Source organism: Methanobrevibacter sp. (assembly GCF_045126245.1).
In the GTDB taxonomy this organism is placed as follows: domain Archaea; phylum Methanobacteriota; class Methanobacteria; order Methanobacteriales; family Methanobacteriaceae; genus Methanocatella.
In genome coordinates this window covers 18,448-39,153 of sequence record NZ_JBGVOG010000036.1, presented here as the reverse complement: position 1 = coordinate 39,153, position 20,706 = coordinate 18,448, and the positions used below count along the sequence as shown (strand labels likewise).

The following is a 20,706-nucleotide window of genomic DNA, read 5'->3' as shown; positions in this document are numbered from 1 at the left end:
GTTGTCGCTACCCTTTGGACAGTCACTTAACCAGTTTTCCTTTACTGAAAACTTTTCTTTTACAGGTGTTGGAATAGCTGGAGCATTCATTACCATTACGATTGCTTCGATAATTGAGGAAGTGGGATGGAAAGGATACTGTGAAGATTCTATCGGTAACTATATGAACTGGTTTTGGGAATCCATGATTTTTGGAGTGCTATGGTCTTTTTGGCATTTTCCTTTATTATTTATTCAAGGAACATATCAGGCAGGACTTATGGTGAATCCTCTTTATGTGGTTAACTTTTTTGTGAGCGGAATTCCAATGGGATTTGTCATTACATGGGTCTATCTTGAAAGTGATCGTTCGATATTGGCTTGCATGATATTCCATTTCTTTGTCAATTTCATGCAGGAGAAAATAGCGTTGACTCCGGAGACTAAGTGCCTGGAGACGATTGTAATAGTAGTGCTTACAGTTATTATAGTCATGGTTAAAAAAGACATGTTCTTTGAAACTCGTCATGTCGGAAGACTACTTGAATACAGCAATAGCAGTAATAATGAAGTCCACACAGATTAGTATTGGACTTCATACTATCTTTGTTGTGGATGAAATTGACTATATCAAAAGAGCTTTGAGAAATAAGGCATAAAACTTTATTTCTATTTTTTATTTTTTTTACATTTTTTTAACTACAATTTTTTAATCCAAGATTATTTCAACAATATGTTTGAATGTTTCCTTTGATTCGGGAACTAAGGGGTAAATGGCATAAACATGAGTCATTCCCTCACCAACATTAAGTTCCACATCAACACCATTATCTTTTAATTTGTTATAGAATTCAACGACATCAGGATAAAATATTTCATGAGTTCCTACAAACAGTGTTGTTTTTGGAAGCTTATCCACTTCTCCAAAGAGAGGGCTTACCATATAGTCTTTAGAATCAAGTTCGCCGGCCCAGGTTTCACCCATTTCACGCAATCCGTCCACTCCGAGCATCGGGTCAAATTCCACATCATCATAATCTCCAGACATTGACACGTCAAGCCATGGAGATACTAAAATTAGGTTTTCAGGTTGAGGCAAATCAATAACGGCCAAATATTCAGCAAATGCTGCAGATAATCCTCCTCCGGCAGAATCGCCCATGATTATGATAGGTTTATTCATCTCAAGCAAATGCCTGTATAGTTTTTCAACGATTTCATAGGTTTCTTTATATGTATGGTTCGGAGCAAGCGGATAGATTGGAGCAAATACGCATGCATTAACCTTTTTTGCAAGTTTATCGCAAAAATTAATATGGGGCCGTCTGATCTCGTTTACATATATTCCTCCATGAAGATATATGACTAAACGTTCACTGTCTTCAACTTCGTTAAAGACTAGCATCTGACATTCGAACATGTCTCTGGTTTCAACCTTAGTGCGATATATCATTTTTGGTATTTCATAACGCTCATCCTCTTCAAGAGACCTCTCCTGCATATGCTCGTCAGCTTTGTCGGCATCGTCAACATATTCTCTATGCTTTTTGTCCAAAGCGGTTTCTACAATCCTTGACATCTTTGACATTTTTTCACACACCAAATAATTTAAATGGAATTATATCCTTTTTTTCAAACCAGGCGTCAGCCCTTGTTCTGGCATTTTCACGTATGTTCAAATATAGAATGAATAATCACAGCCATGATAACTTACCGGTCCAAAAACATGTTCCATTGCGTCAAGCCCCATAAGTTTTGATATTGCATATTGTTCAAATTTAGGATTCATCACCATATTTTTCGTTGAATTCATCTTTTTCTGTTGCAATTTTTCCTTCTAAAGTGCCGATTAAGTGATCGGATTTTTCTTTAAGTTCAGCGATGTTTTCTTCAAGCATGGCCACTTCAAGTACATCCCCTAAATCTTGCTGAAGATTTGCAATCAATTCATTTTTAGCCACTTGTATCCTTAACTGGGTTCTTAATAAGATTTCTTCCAAAATATTAGATGCTTTAAATAGAACTAAATCAACAGGAGCTAATTCATTTTCAATTACATATTCAACATCAGCTTCTAAGACAGCTATTGATACATCAGCATCTTCTAAAGCATCCTCCACTTGAATCTCTGCTAAATTAATGTGTGCTTCAAGTTTTCTTTCAGTCATCTCTTGTTTTCTTGCTAATTTTTTTTCTTCAACTTTGATTTTAGCATTGGATTTTTTCTCTTCCATTTTCAAAATTCTTTCTTCTCTTTTAATTCTGCTGGATTCTTTAGCTTCTTCTACTTTTTCTTGAAATGTCTTTTTTTCTTCATCTGACATTATGTTCACCATTTAAAATTTATTATGTACAATCGTACATATTATACATATGTGAATATTTATTTAAAATTTTTACTATTTATTACTAAAAATACTTCTTTACTTTGTGTATTATTACACTTTTAAGAAATAATAATGAATAATATTTTTGACACTATTACCACAGAATGATTGATTGCCTATTTTGATTCTGTAATGCCTGAAAGTGGATAGATATGCCACATTTCTTCACAGATATTCAGCTCTACATCAATGCCGTTGTATTCCAGTTTATTATAGAATTTCTCAATATTTCATTCCTAATTTTTGTTAATTACTTTTGTCAAATTTCCTATTTTATTGTAGTCTTTTAATTTTTGTCGGTTTGATTTATAAGCAATATTATTTTTTTAATTCAGCTAAATTCTCTTTTAGCAGTTTATAAATATTTTCTGCTCCAATGATTTCCTCATTACTAACATTCCAGCTTGAAGGATATACTATGAATGGTTTGGATTGATCTCCACCAGCTCCGCCATGGCTTCCAACCAATTCTTCAAAAGCACATACCTCATCAGCTTCCTTATCATAAAAACTGTTAACTAGGATATCTGGAGTATGTTCAAATGAACTGGTTCTTTTTAAATGTCTTACAATATTATCTCCAAATCCTTCGAGAGGGTTTTCACCTTCAATTTCACCACTATCGAGGAAATAAGTTCCATTTTTTCCAATAGCTAAATCACCGTGTTCTTGTGATTTAACTAAAATAAAACCGACATATTCATTGTTTATGATGCCCGGTATCAATTCAGGGAAATAGCTGTTAAGTTCCTCGTATGTTAATCTATAATTCCATTGTGTCAGATAAATCATAGCAAGGTTACCTGAAGCCAATACTATGACTTCAGAGTCACTTAATTCCTTTTCTTCTTCTTTTTCTTTTTTTATTTTTTTTTCTTTTCTTGAAAATGGAGCATAATCTCTCGCAAAGTGGTCATCGTTTGAAGTCATTTTTGCAAACATGGTCATGTCTTCAGGAAGCAATGATTTGACAAAGTCTTCAAATGTTTCACCATATCTTTGGGTGAATGTAGCACCATTTGTTTGACCATGATCTGATTGAATGACAAACTGATAGTTCCTAGGACAATATTTATTCGCATCAGTTAAATGTTTGATTTGTTTGTCCATTTCTCTTAAGGCAAACCATGCGTCATTGTCCCTAACTCCTGAGTGGTGAGCTATTTCATCATAACCCAGATATGTTGAGTATACAACATCAACATCTCCAACCATCATGTCCCCAATTATTGTTGCAGTGTTAATTTCTCTCATGAATACATTTGTAACGGCTCTTGTTGGAATGTATACAATTCCACGTTTTATTCGGGGGTTAATGTTTTTTATTGAATGCATGATTTGTGACCAGATTTCACGTATGATGTCTGCAATAAACAAGGAAACTATACGTGCAAAATTGCTGGGATTTGAGAATACTGAATACCATGCCTTATTGTATAATTTCTCAAATTCCATTATCTTACTGAATGTAAATATTACATTATCAGTATCTCCTGAGAATAAATTTGATCTGCTTGCTCCGTTATCCACAAGCAATCCATTTCCATCTGAGATTCTCTGTTCTAATTCGGGCACTTTGCTGATTCCGGAACACTGCATCATTTGATTGCCATTGCCTTTTTCTATCCATCTAAATGCAACAATGCCTTCATTATTTCCATGAAGGATTCCCGCTTGGCTTGCCCCAGTCTGGGAAGACAGGTCAGTTTCCCACATTTTAAGATTGTATTTGTTACTGTCAATCATTTCTTTGATGGTGGGCATGTCTCCTCTTTCGATTGCTTCACATAAAACTTCGTAAGCAAGCCCATCAATTTCAATGATTATTACTCCAGGGTAATCTTTAATTTCAGTTTTTCTTTTCTTTTTCGCATCTCTTAAAACAGACCTGTAATAGGAACTATCATCTTCAATTGTTATTAATGAGGACAGTACAGTTGTAACGGCGGCCATGGCCAATGGGGCAAGAATCATTGCCGCACCATTAATTTCTATATTAAATAATGGCGCGAAAAACTGAAGTAGGAGTCCGTTTAATATTAATGTTCCGAAACCGAAAGTTAAAACTAAAAATGGCATTGCTATTCTTGTCAAAAAAGGCCAGAGTATTGCATTAATCAAACTGATAAATAGCACTAAAAAGATTATGTCATCAAAATAATTAACTTCGACCCCCAATCCTAAAAAGCATATCAGGTATATTCCTAGGACATTTCCAATGAATACAATTAAACTCCTTTTAAAATTTCTTTTGGGGCTTTGTTTTTCATTAATAACTTCCATAGTAATCATATGTTCTCAATTGATTTTATAAGTTTAATCTGTTGGCTATTAGATAGGCAACTTTCCAGCATATTTCTCTATTGTTGTTTTAGCATTATCTAAATTAACTCCGGTTTTTTCTTCTACTGCGGATCTAATCCCACTTAAATTATTGCTGTTTGCAAAATCATTTGCTTTTGACTGCAAATCTCCAGTTATGTTTTCTATGGTGGAGACGGCATTGTCCAAATCGGTATTGTCAGGATAAACATTTTTGTACACTACAGATTTGGCCATGTGAACGGCCATGTCTCTGTCATTGCAGCAGATTAGAATATTATCGTGAGTAGTTTCATTAGATAGGGGAATGCAATAGAATTTGCCGTTATAATTTACTTTAATAATATCAAATATGTGAATTTCTAATAATTCATCTGCATTTATTACATAACATGTAAAGCCATCAATATTTTGTTTTTCGCCATTTTTTATTAGTTCATTAAGGGCATTGAATCCTAATTCAGTTACTTGGATAAAATTCGGATCCTCATGATTATTGTATGTAAGCAATATTCCATTGTTCCAATGCCATATTTTGGCTCCCCCAACATTTCCGTCATATTCAGTTTGATTGGCCGGAACTTCTATGGTTGTTCCATTTGGTGTTATGTCAATTCTTTCATAATTAACCGCGGTTAGCATTACAAAAATGATGGCTGCCGCTATGATGAGCAGTATTATGCCAATTATAATAAGTTTTTTATTGTCCACAGATAACACCTTCATTATTTTAATGAATTTTATAAATTTTATACAATATCTTCTTTTGGTTTCATTTTGTAAAATATGCTGGATAATGTTAGGACTATTATAATAAGCCCAAGATCAACCATCAATTCAAATTGATTAACGGTCATGAATAAATCAACGATTCCAATTAGCCATATTATTACTAAAAATATTGGGAGAATGTATTTTATGAGTGCCGTCCAAATAAAACCAACTTTGATTCTTGATTTTTCATTTAAGACGGGAATAACTTTTTCAGCACCGTAATACCATCCGAAGACAACACATTGGATTGCAATTAAAAGCAATATCCCAAATTTATTTATAAATCCGTCAACAATTCCAACGAGGTAACTGCTTATTCCGCATGTAAATATTAATGAGCATAAACAGCCGATAATGCTTAATATTGTCACTAGCTTTTTACGACTCATGTTTGATTTTGATGAGATTGAACCTATTATTGGTTCAAAAAATGCAAAAGCCGAACTGATTCCTGCAAACAGTACAGCTAAAAAGAATAATGGTGCTAAAAAACGTCCTATAATTCCCATTAAGCTGAATATTTTTGGAAATACGACAAATATTAGCCCTGTACCTTCACTAACTATCTGTATCATTGGGATTCCGGATGTTGCGGACATGTAACCCAGGATTGAGAATACTCCAAATGCTGTAAATATTTCAAAACTGGAGTTTGATGCAACAACAAAGAATACGTTATCAGTCAAACCCTTATTGTCCGATAAGTAACTTGCATATGTTAACGCTAATGCTTCACCAATTCCAAGTGAGAATATTATTTGTGAAAATGCCACAATCCATATGTTGATGTCGAAAAGAAGATTCCAATTTGGATGCAATAATGTATTAATTCCAATACTTGCTCCGGGCAGTGTTAGTGCATAGATAACGATAATTGCCATAATGACGAATACTGCAGGTATTAATATCTTTGAAGCAAGCCCGATTCCTTTGTCAATGCTTCTATGGGATATAAACCATAATATGAACCATGAAACGATCACTCCAATTCCTACGGGGATGAAAAAATCACTGATTTTCGCAAGATTTTCACTGCCTCCAACATTTTGAACGAAGTAAGCTGCCGTATCGCTTCCCCAGCTGAAAGTAAAGCTTTTAACCAGGTAAACTAAGTCCCAGCTGATAATGACCATATAGTATATTAATACGATTGATATGGAAAAGATAAGTATCCATGCAATATATTCGAATTTGGGATTAATCGATTTAAAAATCTCAGAAAACGACTGTTTGAATGAAAATCCAATCCCATACTCTAAAATTAAAAATGGAATCCCCATGATTGCTATTGCAAAAATGTAAGGGATAAAAAATGCGCCCCCTCCATTTGAGTATACAATATAGCTAAATCTCCATATGTTTCCAAGACCTATTGCAACTCCAATCATTGCAAAAATAAATGTTAAAGTGGAATCCCATTGCCCATATTCTTCCATAAATAATATAATGTTATCTACAATATTAAAGTTATTTGTATAAATAGGTTGAAAGGGCGTTTATAAAGATTTGGCAAAAGCATATTTTATCAATTTCAAGTAATTTTCTAATTTTTAAATAAATTTCATTTTTATTTAATTTATTTAAATATTTATATATGTATTTAAACAAATAATATATCCTTAGGGGGCATTTATTGAATAAGAAGTTTTTAGTATTTTCAATGTTTATTTTAATATTGTCCATTTCAGTGGTAAATGCGCAGGACACTATTGAAAATGATGTTGGCATTTGTGACATGTCGGTAAATTCTGCGAAGTTGGAAGACTATCCAAGTATGGATGAAATTGGCTCTTTCACGGATTTAAATGATGAAATTAGCAAAATTGCACCGGGTGGAAATTTCACATTGAAAACAGATTATGCCTACAGTTCCAACGATTCTAACTACAAAAGTGGAATCAGAATTACTCAGGATAATATTGTAATTGACGGAAATGGGCATACTATTGATGGGTCAGGACAGTCCAGAATATTTGACATTGCCTCCAATAATGTTACTCTAAAAAATATTAATTTTGTAAATGGATATTCAAGTGAGAATGGTGGAGCGATATTTGCCATTAGTAATTTAAACATATTGAATTCAGTATTTAATAATAATGTTGCCAAAAATTTTGGAGGGGCAGTATATATTGAAAATGCTATCTTAAATTGTGAAATCAATTCTATATTTAGGAATAATAGTGCAACTAGTGGCGGTGCAATATACTTCAAAAATAGAATTGTTAACGCAACAATAAATGGCTTTTTTGAAGGCAATAAAGCTGAAAGGGCCGGTGGAGCAATAGCTGTCCAGGGCGAATTTACAAATAACACCATTGCCTCAGAGTTTTATAATAATTCTGCTAATGCAGCAAGCGGTGGAGCAATATTTTTACGTTCTTTGGCTGAAAACAACATGTTTGAAAGCATTTTTAGATACAATTATGCATTTTATGGTGCTGGAATCTTTTTTTACTACAAAGCGAATAACAATAAATTTAATAGTGATTTCAGATTCAATGTTGCCAAATCCTGTGGAGGGGCGATTTTTTTCTACAACACTACAAATTACAATAATTTCAGTGGTTATTTCATCAATAACTCTGCTTTAGGTAAAGTTGATGAAGTAAATGGAAACGGTGGAGCGATAACATTTAAAGATGTCTCATGCAACAGCATATTCACCTGTGATTTTGTCAATAATACTGCAGCCAAACACGGCGGTGGGCTAAACTATAGGGAAACCCCACATAACATTACATTGAGTAGTAATTTCATTAACAATAAAGCGAAAAGCGGTGGGGGAGTTAATTTCTTTGAAAGCTTTGAAAATGTGGTATTTGATGGATATTTCATGAGCAATTCTGCGGTTTATGGCGGAGCAATCGCTATTAAAAATGGAGATATTGAAAACACTTCATTTTGGAATAATTCCGCTAGAGATGGGGGTGCAATATATTTTGATGATGATGGAACAGTAAGCAGCTGTGAATTTAAGAATAATTCATTCATTGGCAGTTATGGTGATGGAGGAGCAGTTTACTTTAGGAATCGGGGAATCATAACTAACTGCAACTTCACAAACAACAAAGCCGTTTATTACGCCGGTGCAGTTTACTTTGGAGATGATGGAAAAGTTCATAATTCTAATTTCAAGGATAATGAAGCACAAAATGGAGGATCAGTATATATTTATGGTGCTGGTGAAGTTGTCAGTTGCAATTTCACAAACAACAATGCAAGGACAGGCGGTGCAATTGAGTTTTGGCAAAGTGGAATAGTTTATAACTCTAACTTTAACAATAACTTTGCAAGATTCAGTGGAGGAGCAATTTACTGCAGCGATAATTTAAGGATGTCTAACTGTAGTTTAAGCAATAATTCTGCAGAACAAAATGCAGGCGGTGCAATTTATTGTTTTAATAAAACCGACATATCTCAGTGTAACTTTACTGATAACTCTGCATCCTTGGGTGGTGCGGTTTATCTGTACGGAGATGGTGGAATAATATCTCAATCAGTCTTTTTTGATAACTTTGCTGATGAAAAGGGCGGAGCAATTTTTCTAGAAGGGTCTAATTCGAACTTCAACATAGTAAATTTCACAGGAAATAACGCAACTAAAGGTTCGGCCATTTATAAAACTGCAAATGCTGATGATTTTATAATTACTAATGCGTTTTTTGGCAGAAATAGGGCAAATTCTAGTGAAATTCAGATAGTGGTTGGTGGCAATGGAAGTTCTGCTTTAAATAACAAGATCACAATTTATGTTTATTTATTGGGTAATGATAATATTGCGAATGCCATTTGGAATAATGGTGGAATTGATACCATTAAATTGGCAAATGTGTCCTGTGAATTTTCTCAGGATGGGAATGGTCGCAAATTATTAAGATTTAATGAAGATACGTTACAAAATCCAACAGACGGTTTTGTTGATGATTCTGCAATGTGGCAAAGTCTGCAGGACAAACCAGTAGAAGATGCGCAAATTTTAGATATATTAATAACTAATGAAGACAGTGCGGTTATTTTGTATAATCTCACAAATGGCTCTGTCCATAAAAGCAATACTAGAAAAGCCAATCTTTTATTATTGTCAGATGATTCTAACCTTAAAGTAACAGATGTTGACGGTAAAATAACAATTGAATTGGAAAATCTCAAAGCGGGAAAATATAATATAAATTCTAAACATGTGGGAGATGAATATTATACAGAAATGGCTGAAAACAGTACTTTTGTTATTTATGATGTTAATTTAAATGTTGTTAAGACTGCTAATGTTGATGTTGCTTATAATAACACTTTAGTTAACTTTACTATTACTTTGCAAAATGTGGGTTTAGGCAATGCCACTGAAGTAACTCTCGTAGATTTATTGCCAGATACATTAATATACTCAAATTGGGGAATCATTAATAATAATGGTGCTGTAATAGTCAATCGGTCACTTAATAACGGTGTTGAATTTAATATATCAAATATAACTTCAGGTAGCTTCGTAAGTATATGGATTGAAGCACTCACCAATGGTGTGTGTGATTTGACCAATAATGTAACTGTATACTGCAAGGAAAATGATACTGAAATTAACAGTTCTGCAACAGTTACAGTAATTCCTAAAGTTGTTCCTCCAGTAAATCCTGGAAATGATACTTCAATTAAACCGGTTGACAATGCAAATATTAATAAATCTGCGGGTAATCCTATTTTAGCCTTATTAATGGTTTTATCAATTTTATGCATAACTACTAAAAGGAAAAAATAAGATTTAAACATGTAATGTGCTTTCAAATCTCTTCTTTTTTTTAAGTATGAAAATTATTTTATGGATAATGAGTTGGGAGGAATGTTTTTTTTTAGAATTTTTCTAAAATTCTTGCATAGACTGCTTTTAAATCATCATCAGATTTTTCATAAATTCTTTTTAAAATCAATTCGGGAGTACTTTTTGCAAGGAAATTCATTTTTGGGGTTCTGTCGACTATTAAATTATAATCTTCATCCAATCCTTTTGCTTCTATTCCATCTACACGAATATTTGTGTAGTTCATTATTTCCCTTGCCATATGGGTTACAATAATTCCATAGGAATTTGATTCCTTAATCATGTCAATAAATGTGGATATAATTTTAACTGCGGCATCTAACTCAGTAATTCCTTCCAGTTCATCCAATAAAACTAATTTTTCACTTTTGGTTGTTACAATTGGGATAAATACATTTAAAAATGATTCAAAAGCCCCTGCATCAAGGGATCGTTTTTTGGAGAAGTGGTAAATTTCATCAACAATTTTTATCTCACATGCATCGGCACTTACTGGAAGGCCCATCTGTGCCATTATTGAAATCTGTGTCAATGTTTCAAGAAGGGTTGTTTTACCTCCGCTGTTAGCACCGGTTAAAAGGGCAATATTCTCATTTGGGGTTAATTGATAGTCCACTTTTTGAATATAATCTTTATCCTTTTCAAGCGCCAACTCTAGGTGGAGTGCACCAGCCAATCTGATGTCTTCGCCAAATTGAGGTCTGCATAAGTCATATTCATATGCAAAACTGCCTAAACTAAATTCATAATCAAATTTGATTACATCTTCAACTTCTTTGATAGCTTTATCTTTAATTGAATTTAGCTGAATTGCAGCACTCTTTTTAATGTCAAATATATCATTTTCTTTTTTTGATGACTGTTCAAGGGTTACGCGTTGAATTTCATTTTCGTCAATTTGGATAGGATATGTTCTGAGAAATGGGTCAAAACTAATCTCTGTTTTTTCACGGATAATTTCTTTACGTTTATTGATAATTTCGTCAAATATTTTGCTAATCTTTGGAGGGAAGTTATTGTTTAATAGGTTGAGTATTTCATCTCCCTCAAGATCAACCTGTTTGATAGATTTTTCCAGTTCAATATCCATATCATATTTTAAAGAATTAACCAACTCTTCAATATCCACTTCCCTTTTATCGATAATGTTTAATTCATCGATGATAGGAATGATGTCTCCCAAGACACTTTCCTTGTTTCTGATTTTTTGAATTTCATGAACTCTTTCAAATAATTCCTTATTCTGCACAAAAAAGTTAATGATTTTTTCAGGAACTATCTCATAATCATTTTCATCAATATTGATCATTATCAAGTTGGGCATTCCTTCAAAGTCGAGAATCCCCTGTGAATAAACATAAAATACCAAATCGTAATTCATCATTTCTTCCTGTAGCAGAGGTGAATCGCTGGCGGTGATGATTGGATAATATTGATTGAGTCCTAAATCGGTAAGATACGAATTATCTTCTTCACTTTCCACAAGTATTGCTTTGCTGGGGTCATATTCTGCTTTGGCTTCCTCAACTTCTTTTAGATTTTTCATCAATCCTCTCAATTTAATGATTGGAAGTTGGGAAACGTGTTCTTTTGCAGACATTACAAAATCAAGGCTGGAATTTATTTTTCCAATGTCTTTTGACGGTGAAAGGAGCAAAATTCTATTTTTTGAATAAGATGTATTGGAATATGATAAAATTTTATTTATGATATCCTCATAAATCTCCATGGCTCTGTCGCTTTTTATAAATTCATAGCGGGGATTATTCAATAATTGATTCATTATTTCAATAGCTTTTCTTTGGCTGATACCTTCAATATTTGATATTTTTTCAACATCAACATTATCAACAATTTTTTGGAGTTCTTCTTCGCCTCCAACACTGTTAAGTATTTTTTCAGAGATTTTATCTCCAATCCCTTTTATGTTTTGCAATGTAATTTTTTCCCCTTGCATTTTACCAAACCCTTTTTAAAAATAGTATATATTTTAATATATTATCATACATTGCCAAGAGCATTTGAAAAGTATTATTAGTAATTGCCGGAAGTGTTTTTTGGACTATATTTGAGTAACTCTTTTTCGTTAATTTCGCCTTTTGATGCAGTGTTATAAATATCAATCATGTTGCAGTAGTTATCTTCTTTCCAACGACCATCTATGGAGAAATTACAGAAACCAATGTCTTTCAAGTGCGCAATTTCTTTAAGTAATGAAAGCTCTTCACTATTGAATAAAATAAGTTCTTCACCAGAAAGGCTTTTATGGATTGGATAGGTATTGTTTTTTCTATCAATTAAGTAGAATTTAGAATTATCATTCAGCTTTTTAATTTCCTTTTTGTATAATAGGGGATAGCGTGTTTTCATTAATTCAACTGACCCTTGAACTAACAATTCCAATTTATCTGAATTTGAATATGTTATTATGTCTTCATAATCTTTTTTGGTTAATTCCGGAGATATTGTAAGTATCTTGTAGTTATCAAGAGATTCAATTGTCTGTGAGTTTGTAATGTTCATGGAATACGGCCCATAATCTCCTTTGAAATTATTGCTCATTATTGGAATATTGTAGTTCATCTTGTTTAAGATTCCCCTTACCTTATTTAAAACTTTAATAAATTTATCATGAGCAATATCCGGCCATTTCCATACCAATTCATAATCTTTATCGTATGATATTTCATAAGCTTCCTTTAGGAAATTAATCATATAATTCAGATTGTAGTTTTCTTTTTCACTGATATTTGCATTATCCTTTTCCGGAGGAATTTCCAAATAAACCCGTTTAACATTCTTAATGTTTTTCAAATGGGTTAAGTTGTTAGTATAAAAAGAAAAATTAGCGGTTTCATTTCCTTTTTCGGTTTCTTTTAGATTTAATTTGATTTTTTTGAATTTATGTTTATAAGAATCAGTAATTGCTCCTTCCAATTTTTCAAACAAGTTTCTTCTAAGTTCGTTGATTTTACTGATTGGAATGAAAAGGGTCCCATCATAGTTAACATTGATTTGTGTAATCTGATAAGGGTAATTATCCACTTTTGAGAGTTGTTTTTTGATTGTTTCTCGTGTAACACTTTTTTTAAGAGGTTTTTCAAAGGGAGTGGTTCCGACAACTTCGCATTCTATTTCCTTGTGGTTTGCAAGTGTGATTCTGCCTTTTAGTTTTGGAAATTTGTTTTTTATGGAAAAGGTAAGAATCAATTTGGATTTCGCAAAACTGTTTCCCTTATTTTCAATTTCACGGGCTTTTTTAATCAGGTTATTTCTCTTTGTCAGATAAACATCGGATTCATTTAAATTAAAATCACTTTTCTTGTTTTGCCATACTTTTTTAATGATTAAAACTTTGTTTTTCCTTGTCAGATCTTTAATTTGTTTATTTTTACCTTTTTGGAAGTGATTTAATGTAGTAATCACTGGATTTTGTGATATTTCCAGACCATAATCATTATTGTTTTTAACTATTAACAATCCGTCTCCCCTTTCGGGAATATTTTTCAAATCGTCATTTAATCTTACTGCAATCTGATTTTTGCCGCTTGAAATTACTTTTCCTATTTTCAAGCCAACATGCCCAGGTCTGATGCTTCTTTTTGATGTTTTGCTGAATTGACCTTCGACAAAACCTCTGTTGAAAACCAAACCTATTTCTTCGCTTTCAGTTTCTTTATTGCTTTTTAATTTGTTTAAAGCTTTTCTATAATTGCTGATTACAATTGCCAGATATTCTTTATTCCTCATTCTGCCTTCAATTTTAATGCAGCTGATGTTCAGCTCGGAAATTTCCTTTAGTTTATCAAATAACGATAAATCGCATGGGGACAAGTAATAATCTTCTTTCTCAAGTCCTGAAACTTTGTATTTCTGGCGGCATGGCTGGGCACATGTTCCTCTGTTCCCGCTTCTGCCTCCTTTAAAGCTGCTCATAAGGCACTGGCCTGAATAGGAATAGCACAATGCGCCGTGGGCAAATATTTCAAGTTCCATATTTGTTTTAAGATTTTGAATTTCTTCTTTTCTCATTTCACGTGGAAGGACAACCCTTTTAATTCCTTTGCTTTCAAGGTAATCCAATTTCAACTGGTTTTCACAGGTCATTTGTGTGGAAGCATGAACTTTTAAATCTGGCAAATGTCTGTTAATCAAATCAACCAGACCCAAATCCTGAACCAAGACTGCATCCACTCCAATTGCATATAGGTTTGACAGGTAGTTTATGACATCTTCCAGCTCGTCCTGCTTAATTAGGGTATTTACGGTAACATAAACTCTGACATTATGCAGGTGGGCGATGTTTACAGCATCGTTTATCTCATCTAATGTGAAGTTTGCAGCATATTTTCTTGCCCCATAATCCTTTCCTGATAAATAAACTGAACTGGCACCTGCATTGATTGCCACTTTCAGATGTTCCATCGATCCGACCGGCGCAAGTAATTCGGGAATTCTCATTATTTGTCCTCGTGTAATCTTCCTTCAATGTAATTGCCTTTGTTGATGTATGATTGTGAGAAATCCATAATCTGATATTTGTACTTGGTCAATTCCTCTTGGTCTTTGTTTTTTAGGCTTTCATTATAAATCGATAAAATTTGGGAAGTGTATTTCTCATTTGAATATCTGCAATCCAGGATTAATGAATCAAGACCCAGGTCTTTAATCTCATTCATCTCTTCAATTAGGCATAGGCAGTCCTTGTTGATAATGTGGCTTTGGCGGGTGTAGTCGAAAAATACCTTATATTTGAATTTTTTCCTTTTTTTATCTTCCAGGATTGCATAGTCGGCATCGTTTGAAATAATGAAATCTTTTCCATCATTTAGATTTGTGAAATCATCTTTGCTTACAATCACTTCCAGGTTTCCATTCACAATCATTTCAAGGTCAATATTCCTATCATGATTCTTGATGATTAACTCTCTAATTTCTTTTCCTGAAAGTTCGGAAGATAAGATTAATGATTTGAATCCGGCTTCATTCAGATTTCTCACACAGAAGCTGTTCCAAACATTCAGGTTGTGGTTTCCATAAATCGGACAATCAAATATTTCTTTCATTCCCGGAAAATCGCCCATTACAGAAATTATGATTCCCTCATTTTCAAGGTCTTTTATGATTTCATTGCATTTTATAGCTTCATCTTCTGTTATAAATGAATTTAAAACCCAGACCAATTCGGTTGGTGATGCCATCAAGCTGGCTTTTTTCAATGTCTCCTTTATATTTGCAAAATAATCATCCGGGTTGTTGTAGTGGCAGTTTCCATCAAAGTATATCCGTTTCAGGTCAAATCCGGAAGCCGCTTTTATTTGTGATAGGTCATCTATAAATATTGATAATTTTGGTGATTTCTTTTTATTTTTATCTTTAACGTTTTCATAATCTTCGAAAAATTTAGTCAAATCTTTTCTGACTTGTTTGACAGCTTTTTTAGTAGGAGTATAATGATTCAACAATAAATCTGTTGCGGTGTCCAGAATTTCGCGTCTGATCTGGTTTATTTCACGAATTGGTATGAAAATGTCTTTTGGCATATTGTTGAATCGGATATTTTCAATATAAAATGGTGTTTCACCTGTTTTTGACAATTGCTTTTCAATTGTCTCTTCGGTAACCGGTTTGTTTTTAGCCTTTTCAAATTTATCCAAACATTTGTGTCTGAAATTAATTAGTTCATCGTCAATGTTGAATTCAACTTTTGTATAAAGATTCAGATTTTCATCCCAGGTTAGGGATAAATTGATTCCAACATTGTTTTTGATGGTTTCCTTTTCAAACTGCTTTAGATAATCATGAGTTGATTTGGAATAGCTGATGAACACTTCTGTTCCAACCTTAACAAGGCGTGTAGTGTCTATGATGATTTCATTTTCATCCTGCTTTATGATGTTTTCAAGATATATTCCTTTGATTTTACCGTTGTATTTAAATGCGATTCCGTCTCCAGGCTCCAAAATAATTGGGATTTCCTTGTTTTTAATTTCAATGGTTACTTTTGTATCCTCAATATCGGTTATGTCTCCAATGTATAATCCTTCATGGCCGGAACTGCCTCTTCCCATCACGTCTCCAGGTTTATCGTTCATGATGTATCCATTGGTGAATTTTCTGTTAAATACAAGGTGCAAATCTTTCTTATAGTCTCCTTCGTTTCCATCCAAAAGATTCCTGTAGCTATTGACAATTGTTCCGATGTAGTCGCCAGATTTCATTCTGCCTTCCAGTTTAAGGGATTTTGCTCCGGCATTGGAAATGGCTTCTAAATTATTATATGTTGCAAGGTCATGTGTAGACAATAAAAATCCGTTTCCTATGTTGTATCCTCTATATTTTAGGCGATATTCCCTTCTGCATGGCTGTGCGCAAGCACCTCTGTTCCCACTTCTCCCGCTGTTGTATGATGACATATAGCATTTTCCGCTAACGCAGTAACACAATGCCCCATGACCGAATACTTCAATATCCATATTGATATTGTCATTTTGAAGTCTATCATGTGTTCTTTTTATTTCTTCAATATTGACTTCACGCGGAAGAACTACTCTTTTGATATTGTTTTTTGAAGCCCATTTAAATGAAGGATAATTGTTCAGCCCCATTTGTGTTGATGCATGAACTTCCAAATCTGGAATGAATGTTTTTAAAAGCCAAATCAACCCCAGATCTTGTACAATAACTGCATCCACACCAATCTGATATAATTTAAATAAATATTTTAAGACATCAACAATTTCAAAATTATTAACTAACGTGTTGACTGTAACATGGACCTTAACGCCATTCAAATGAGAATAATTTACCGCTTTTTCAATTTCTTCAATAGTAAAATTTTTAGCATATGCTCTGGCACCGTAATTCTGCCCGGCAATATAAACTGCATCGGCACCTGCATTAACTGCTATTACTAGGACATCGTAAGAACCTGCAGGAGCCAATAATTCTTCTAAAACCATTTTATTTCTACACCTTGATTATATTTATACATTTAAATTTTTGTAATTAATTATATATTAAATTAAAACATATTCTATGTTATGTATATAGTTTTTGAAGGAATTGATGGTGCTGGAAAATCAACTCAAATCCAAATGTTAAAGGAATGGTTAGAGAATAATGGATTTAGAGTTGAAACATTAGTGGAACCAACAGACTCTGAAGTAGGTAAACTAATTAGAAAAATATTGCAACGTCCAGATGCAGCAACCGATACCCTTCAAAAAACATTAGGCCTTCTTTTTGCAGCAGACAGGATGTTAATAATGGATGAATTAAATGAAGATTCAAAAATATTTATTTCAGATAGATCATTTATTTCATCACTCGCTTATCAAGAACCTGCGGATTGGATCGAAATTTTGAATAAATACGCTAAAAAACCGGATTTGTTAATTTTATTAGATTTGGATGTGAAAAAATCTGTTGCAAGAACTTCTGGTAAGGATACTTTTGAAAATGAAGAATTCTTAACAAAGGTTAAGGCCAATTATCTGGAAATATCTAAAAATTTCCAATGTGAAATAATTGATGCAAACAATGGTGTAAATAAGGTATCTTCAGATATTAAAAAAGCGGTAGCACCATATCTTGGTATTTGTCCGGATTGCATTCAATGAGATATTTCGCCAAACAGGACACTTTTTTTTGATTCCTTTAGAATAATAAATAAAAATAAGTTTGGAGAATGATTATTCTCCTTCCAATTCTTTTAATCTTTCACGAATGGCATTTTCTAAGAAATCTCTAACTTTGACAAGCTCATCATATTCTCCGATTAATTTAGGCCCAAATTCGGTCTGTTCCAATTTGATGTCGAACTTTTCAAATGCGTGAGCAAGCATCTGTTCGCCGACGCCATTCGGCAAACCCATTTCAAACTCTTCTTTTTCTTCCACCATTTAATTTTCCTCCATGTATTCTCTTACAGGAGCAAAGAATTCAATTAAGAAATCTTTAATTCCAGTTTTCAAGTCCATTGGGTGTAGGTTTCCTTCACCAAATTCCTTAATTAGCTCATCATGAGTAAGTTCAATGTCTCCGCCGAACTTCTCAGGTCTTTTGATAAGTAAAGTGTCTTGATTAGGATAGACAAAAGTTTCCGCAATTTCAATCATAGGATTTCCTTCAATTTCTCCTTGAGGGCAGTAACTTTTATTAATCTTTTTAGTGATTTCTTTTACGGAATCATCCACTGCAATGTAGTTTCCTTTACTTGAGGACATTTTTGCATCTCCGTCAAGACCATGCAATAATGGGGTGTGGATACAAACCGGCACGTTTTCACCGATTTTTTCCAGGTTTTCACGTGCAAGCATTTGGATTTTTCTCTGTTCCATTCCGCCAAGTGCAATGTCCACTTCTAAAGCAGCCATATCTACGGTTTGCATAATAGGGTATATTACACTGGCCACTTTAGGATTATCGTCCGCACGACTTACCTGATCCATACTTCGTCTAGCCCTTTTTAAAGTGGTCATTGTAGCTAGTTGATAAACTTTATCAGTATAATCAGGTTCAAGTTGGAATGATGAACCTAAAACATATTCTGTAGTTTCATCAAGGCCTAAAGCCTGGAAACATTTTTTGTTGTACTCTGCGGTTTCGGCTATTTCTTCAACGGTTCCTTTTCCATTTAAAAATGCGTGATAATCTGCAAGAAGGATTTTAATTTTAAAACCTAATTTTTGCAATTGTTTTAATTTTTGCACAGTTACTGCATGTCCTAAATGGATTTTTCCAGAAGGTTCATAACCGGTATAAGCTATAGGCTGTTCTTTTTTAAGGACTTCTTTCAGTTCTTCTGTGTCTATAACTTCCAAGGTTCCTTCTTCAATCAATTGAATCTTTTCTTCAATATTCATTTTATCACTTAATTCAATAAATAAATGTAATCATTAATTTTAATAAGCTTTATTTCATCCCCAATATTATAACTGGCGAATTCTTCTTTCATTTCCAAATCCACTGCTGAATAATCGCTCGGGTCTAGGATTTGGATTATGTTGGGGGATTTTGAAATTATTGTTGTGGTTTCAACTTCATCATATTTTTTAACAAGTTCAATGTCTTCCAGATTTTTCATAGGGATATTATGCTTTTTATTTGTTGTGATGTCTGTGCATACAACACTATTTTTGCCAATGCTTGTTGCCTGCATGATTTTATCTTCAAATTTTACGAAATCGTTCACCTCAAACTCAGGTATCCTTATTGAAATCCAGACTCTATAGAGTCCTTTTCCGGTAGATTTGTCTTCACTGATAAGCCTTGGAGATTCTTTGATTGTTCCTCCAAATTCTTCCTTTAAGTTTTCAGCAACTTTTTTTCCTGTTTTAAAGGAGCCTATATAGTAATCATATCCTTCTTTTAGTTTTGCAATTTGAGGACAATAGGCCAACTTGTCTGATTTTGATTGCTTATTTAAAGTTCTTTCAACTATTTCATCGGCTTTAGCATATTCTTCAGCTTTAATTTCTCGTTTATCTGCCCTGAATTGAACTACTGATTCATAATATCCTGACTGTATTTTGCTGCAAGTCGGACAAACGGTTTTTTGAAGTTTGACTTCTGTGTCATGTGTCTCTTCGATTTGTGTACCCTGAACTTCTCCGATAACTTCAACAAAACAGTTAGCTATTGTTCCTTTGATTTGGTCAATTTCAAGGTTTATTATTTCGTTTGAAACTTCATCAGCTATTTTTATGTTTCTCTCAAGTGCTCTGTAGATAATTTCTTCTTCGGGGACAAACTCTTCACCCCATTTTCCCTCTTCAAGTTTACTATTACAGTGGCTACATATTTGAACTTCAATGCGCTCTGGTATTTCAATCATCTGAAATTCTTTTAAAAAACAGTCAATGCAGATGTCGCCAACCATCTTTTTATCAGTACTTCCACACTCTGGACAAAACATAGTATCTGTAAAAATAAGAAAAAAGGTAGGTTTATAATGATTTTAAAGGTGCTGTTGCACCGCATGCAGCACATTTAAGTAAGAATATTCTACCTTCTCTGATAATTCTTGTATCTGGTCTGTTACATTCATGACAAATTACATATTTGTCTACATAATCTTCAATTCTTTCATTAATCAAGTAATGAGTAAATTTACCTTGCAATATTGCTCTTTGACCTTCAATATTTCCGGCAGTACCTAATTCCCTCATTAAAAATTTTAATAAGTGCTGAGGATCTCTATTTAAACCTTCTGCAACATCTTTAAAGTTTTTAATGAATGTTCTATTACCTTGGATATCTGAATAAGCTTTAGGAATTTTAAATCTTTTGTGTTCAAATACTTCTGGAGGTAATTGGTCTATTGCTCTTTCTAATAAATCTTCGTATTTATCCATATTATCTCTCCGTGAAAATTAGTATAAGTATAATATATTAAATTTTAATTTAATCATTTATTAATGTATT

Annotated in this window: 15 protein-coding genes; 3 read left to right on the top strand and 12 right to left on the bottom strand. The window is 33.3% G+C overall.

Annotated features, from left to right (window positions below):
• A partial coding sequence (locus ACJMLZ_RS02850) for a CPBP family intramembrane glutamic endopeptidase (RefSeq protein WP_405303856.1) occupies positions 1-565 on the top strand: 565 nt, incomplete at its 5' end.
• Between the two features lie 123 nt (positions 566-688).
• Here the strand turns inward: ACJMLZ_RS02850 and ACJMLZ_RS02845 are convergent.
• From ACJMLZ_RS02845 to ACJMLZ_RS02825, 5 genes are all read right to left on the bottom strand, one after another.
• Positions 689-1,567: an alpha/beta hydrolase gene (locus ACJMLZ_RS02845; protein ID WP_405303855.1), complete on the bottom strand. Its 879-nt coding sequence runs from the start codon at positions 1,565-1,567 to the stop codon at positions 689-691.
• A 190-nt stretch (positions 1,568-1,757) separates the two neighbouring features.
• On the bottom strand, positions 1,758-2,303 hold the full coding sequence (locus tag ACJMLZ_RS02840) for a hypothetical protein (RefSeq protein WP_405303854.1): 546 nt from the start codon (positions 2,301-2,303) through the stop codon (positions 1,758-1,760).
• A 381-nt stretch (positions 2,304-2,684) separates the two neighbouring features.
• Entirely contained in the window at positions 2,685-4,649 is a 1,965-nt protein-coding gene (locus ACJMLZ_RS02835) for a phage holin family protein (protein ID WP_405303858.1), read from the bottom strand.
• A gap of 48 nt (positions 4,650-4,697) precedes the next feature.
• Positions 4,698-5,399 (bottom strand): hypothetical protein, encoded by a 702-nt coding sequence (locus ACJMLZ_RS02830; protein ID WP_405303853.1) that lies wholly within the window; start codon positions 5,397-5,399, stop codon positions 4,698-4,700.
• Between the two features lie 38 nt (positions 5,400-5,437).
• Positions 5,438-6,898 (bottom strand): sodium-dependent transporter, encoded by a 1,461-nt coding sequence (locus tag ACJMLZ_RS02825; RefSeq protein ID WP_405303852.1) that lies wholly within the window; start codon positions 6,896-6,898, stop codon positions 5,438-5,440.
• A 197-nt stretch (positions 6,899-7,095) separates the two neighbouring features.
• Here ACJMLZ_RS02825 and ACJMLZ_RS02820 point away from each other — a divergent pair, with 197 nt between their 5' ends.
• Positions 7,096-10,218 (top strand): hypothetical protein, encoded by a 3,123-nt coding sequence (locus tag ACJMLZ_RS02820; RefSeq protein ID WP_405303851.1) that lies wholly within the window; start codon positions 7,096-7,098, stop codon positions 10,216-10,218.
• A 91-nt stretch (positions 10,219-10,309) separates the two neighbouring features.
• Here ACJMLZ_RS02820 and ACJMLZ_RS02815 read toward each other — a convergent pair whose 3' ends face one another.
• From ACJMLZ_RS02815 to ACJMLZ_RS02805, 3 genes are all read right to left on the bottom strand, one after another.
• On the bottom strand, positions 10,310-12,235 hold the full coding sequence (locus tag ACJMLZ_RS02815; protein ID WP_405303850.1) for a MutS-related protein: 1,926 nt from the start codon (positions 12,233-12,235) through the stop codon (positions 10,310-10,312).
• Positions 12,236-12,312: 77 nt separating this feature from the next.
• Entirely contained in the window at positions 12,313-14,739 is a 2,427-nt protein-coding gene (locus ACJMLZ_RS02810; protein WP_405303849.1) for a DUF3656 domain-containing protein, read from the bottom strand.
• Entirely contained in the window at positions 14,739-17,240 is a 2,502-nt protein-coding gene (locus tag ACJMLZ_RS02805) for a DUF3656 domain-containing protein (RefSeq protein ID WP_405303848.1), read from the bottom strand. The genes ACJMLZ_RS02810 and ACJMLZ_RS02805 overlap by 1 nt, the downstream gene beginning before the upstream one ends.
• Before the next feature lie 81 nt (positions 17,241-17,321).
• On the opposite strand from ACJMLZ_RS02805, the gene tmk reads away from it, so the two are divergent.
• The gene (gene tmk / locus ACJMLZ_RS02800) at positions 17,322-17,900 is read left to right on the top strand and encodes a dTMP kinase (RefSeq protein WP_405303847.1); all 579 of its coding nucleotides are present in this window, start codon (positions 17,322-17,324) and stop codon (positions 17,898-17,900) included.
• Positions 17,901-17,972: 72 nt separating this feature from the next.
• On the opposite strand, the gene ACJMLZ_RS02795 is transcribed toward tmk, so the two are convergent.
• Genes ACJMLZ_RS02795 through ACJMLZ_RS02780 form a run of 4 tightly spaced genes read right to left on the bottom strand, consistent with a single transcriptional unit; the run spans position 17,973 to position 20,636 of the window.
• Positions 17,973-18,179, bottom strand: coding sequence for a hypothetical protein (locus ACJMLZ_RS02795; RefSeq protein WP_405303857.1), 207 nt, complete (start codon positions 18,177-18,179; stop codon positions 17,973-17,975).
• A 3-nt stretch (positions 18,180-18,182) separates the two neighbouring features.
• A complete protein-coding gene (locus ACJMLZ_RS02790; RefSeq protein WP_405303846.1) occupies positions 18,183-19,145 on the bottom strand; it encodes a tyrosine--tRNA ligase in 963 nt (320 codons plus the stop codon).
• Between the two features lie 8 nt (positions 19,146-19,153).
• Entirely contained in the window at positions 19,154-20,197 is a 1,044-nt protein-coding gene (locus ACJMLZ_RS02785) for a 60S ribosomal export protein NMD3 (RefSeq protein WP_405303845.1), read from the bottom strand.
• 31 nt (positions 20,198-20,228) lie between these two features.
• Positions 20,229-20,636, bottom strand: coding sequence for a translation initiation factor IF-2 subunit beta (locus ACJMLZ_RS02780; protein WP_067040760.1), 408 nt, complete (start codon positions 20,634-20,636; stop codon positions 20,229-20,231).
• Positions 20,637-20,706 lie beyond the last annotated feature (70 nt).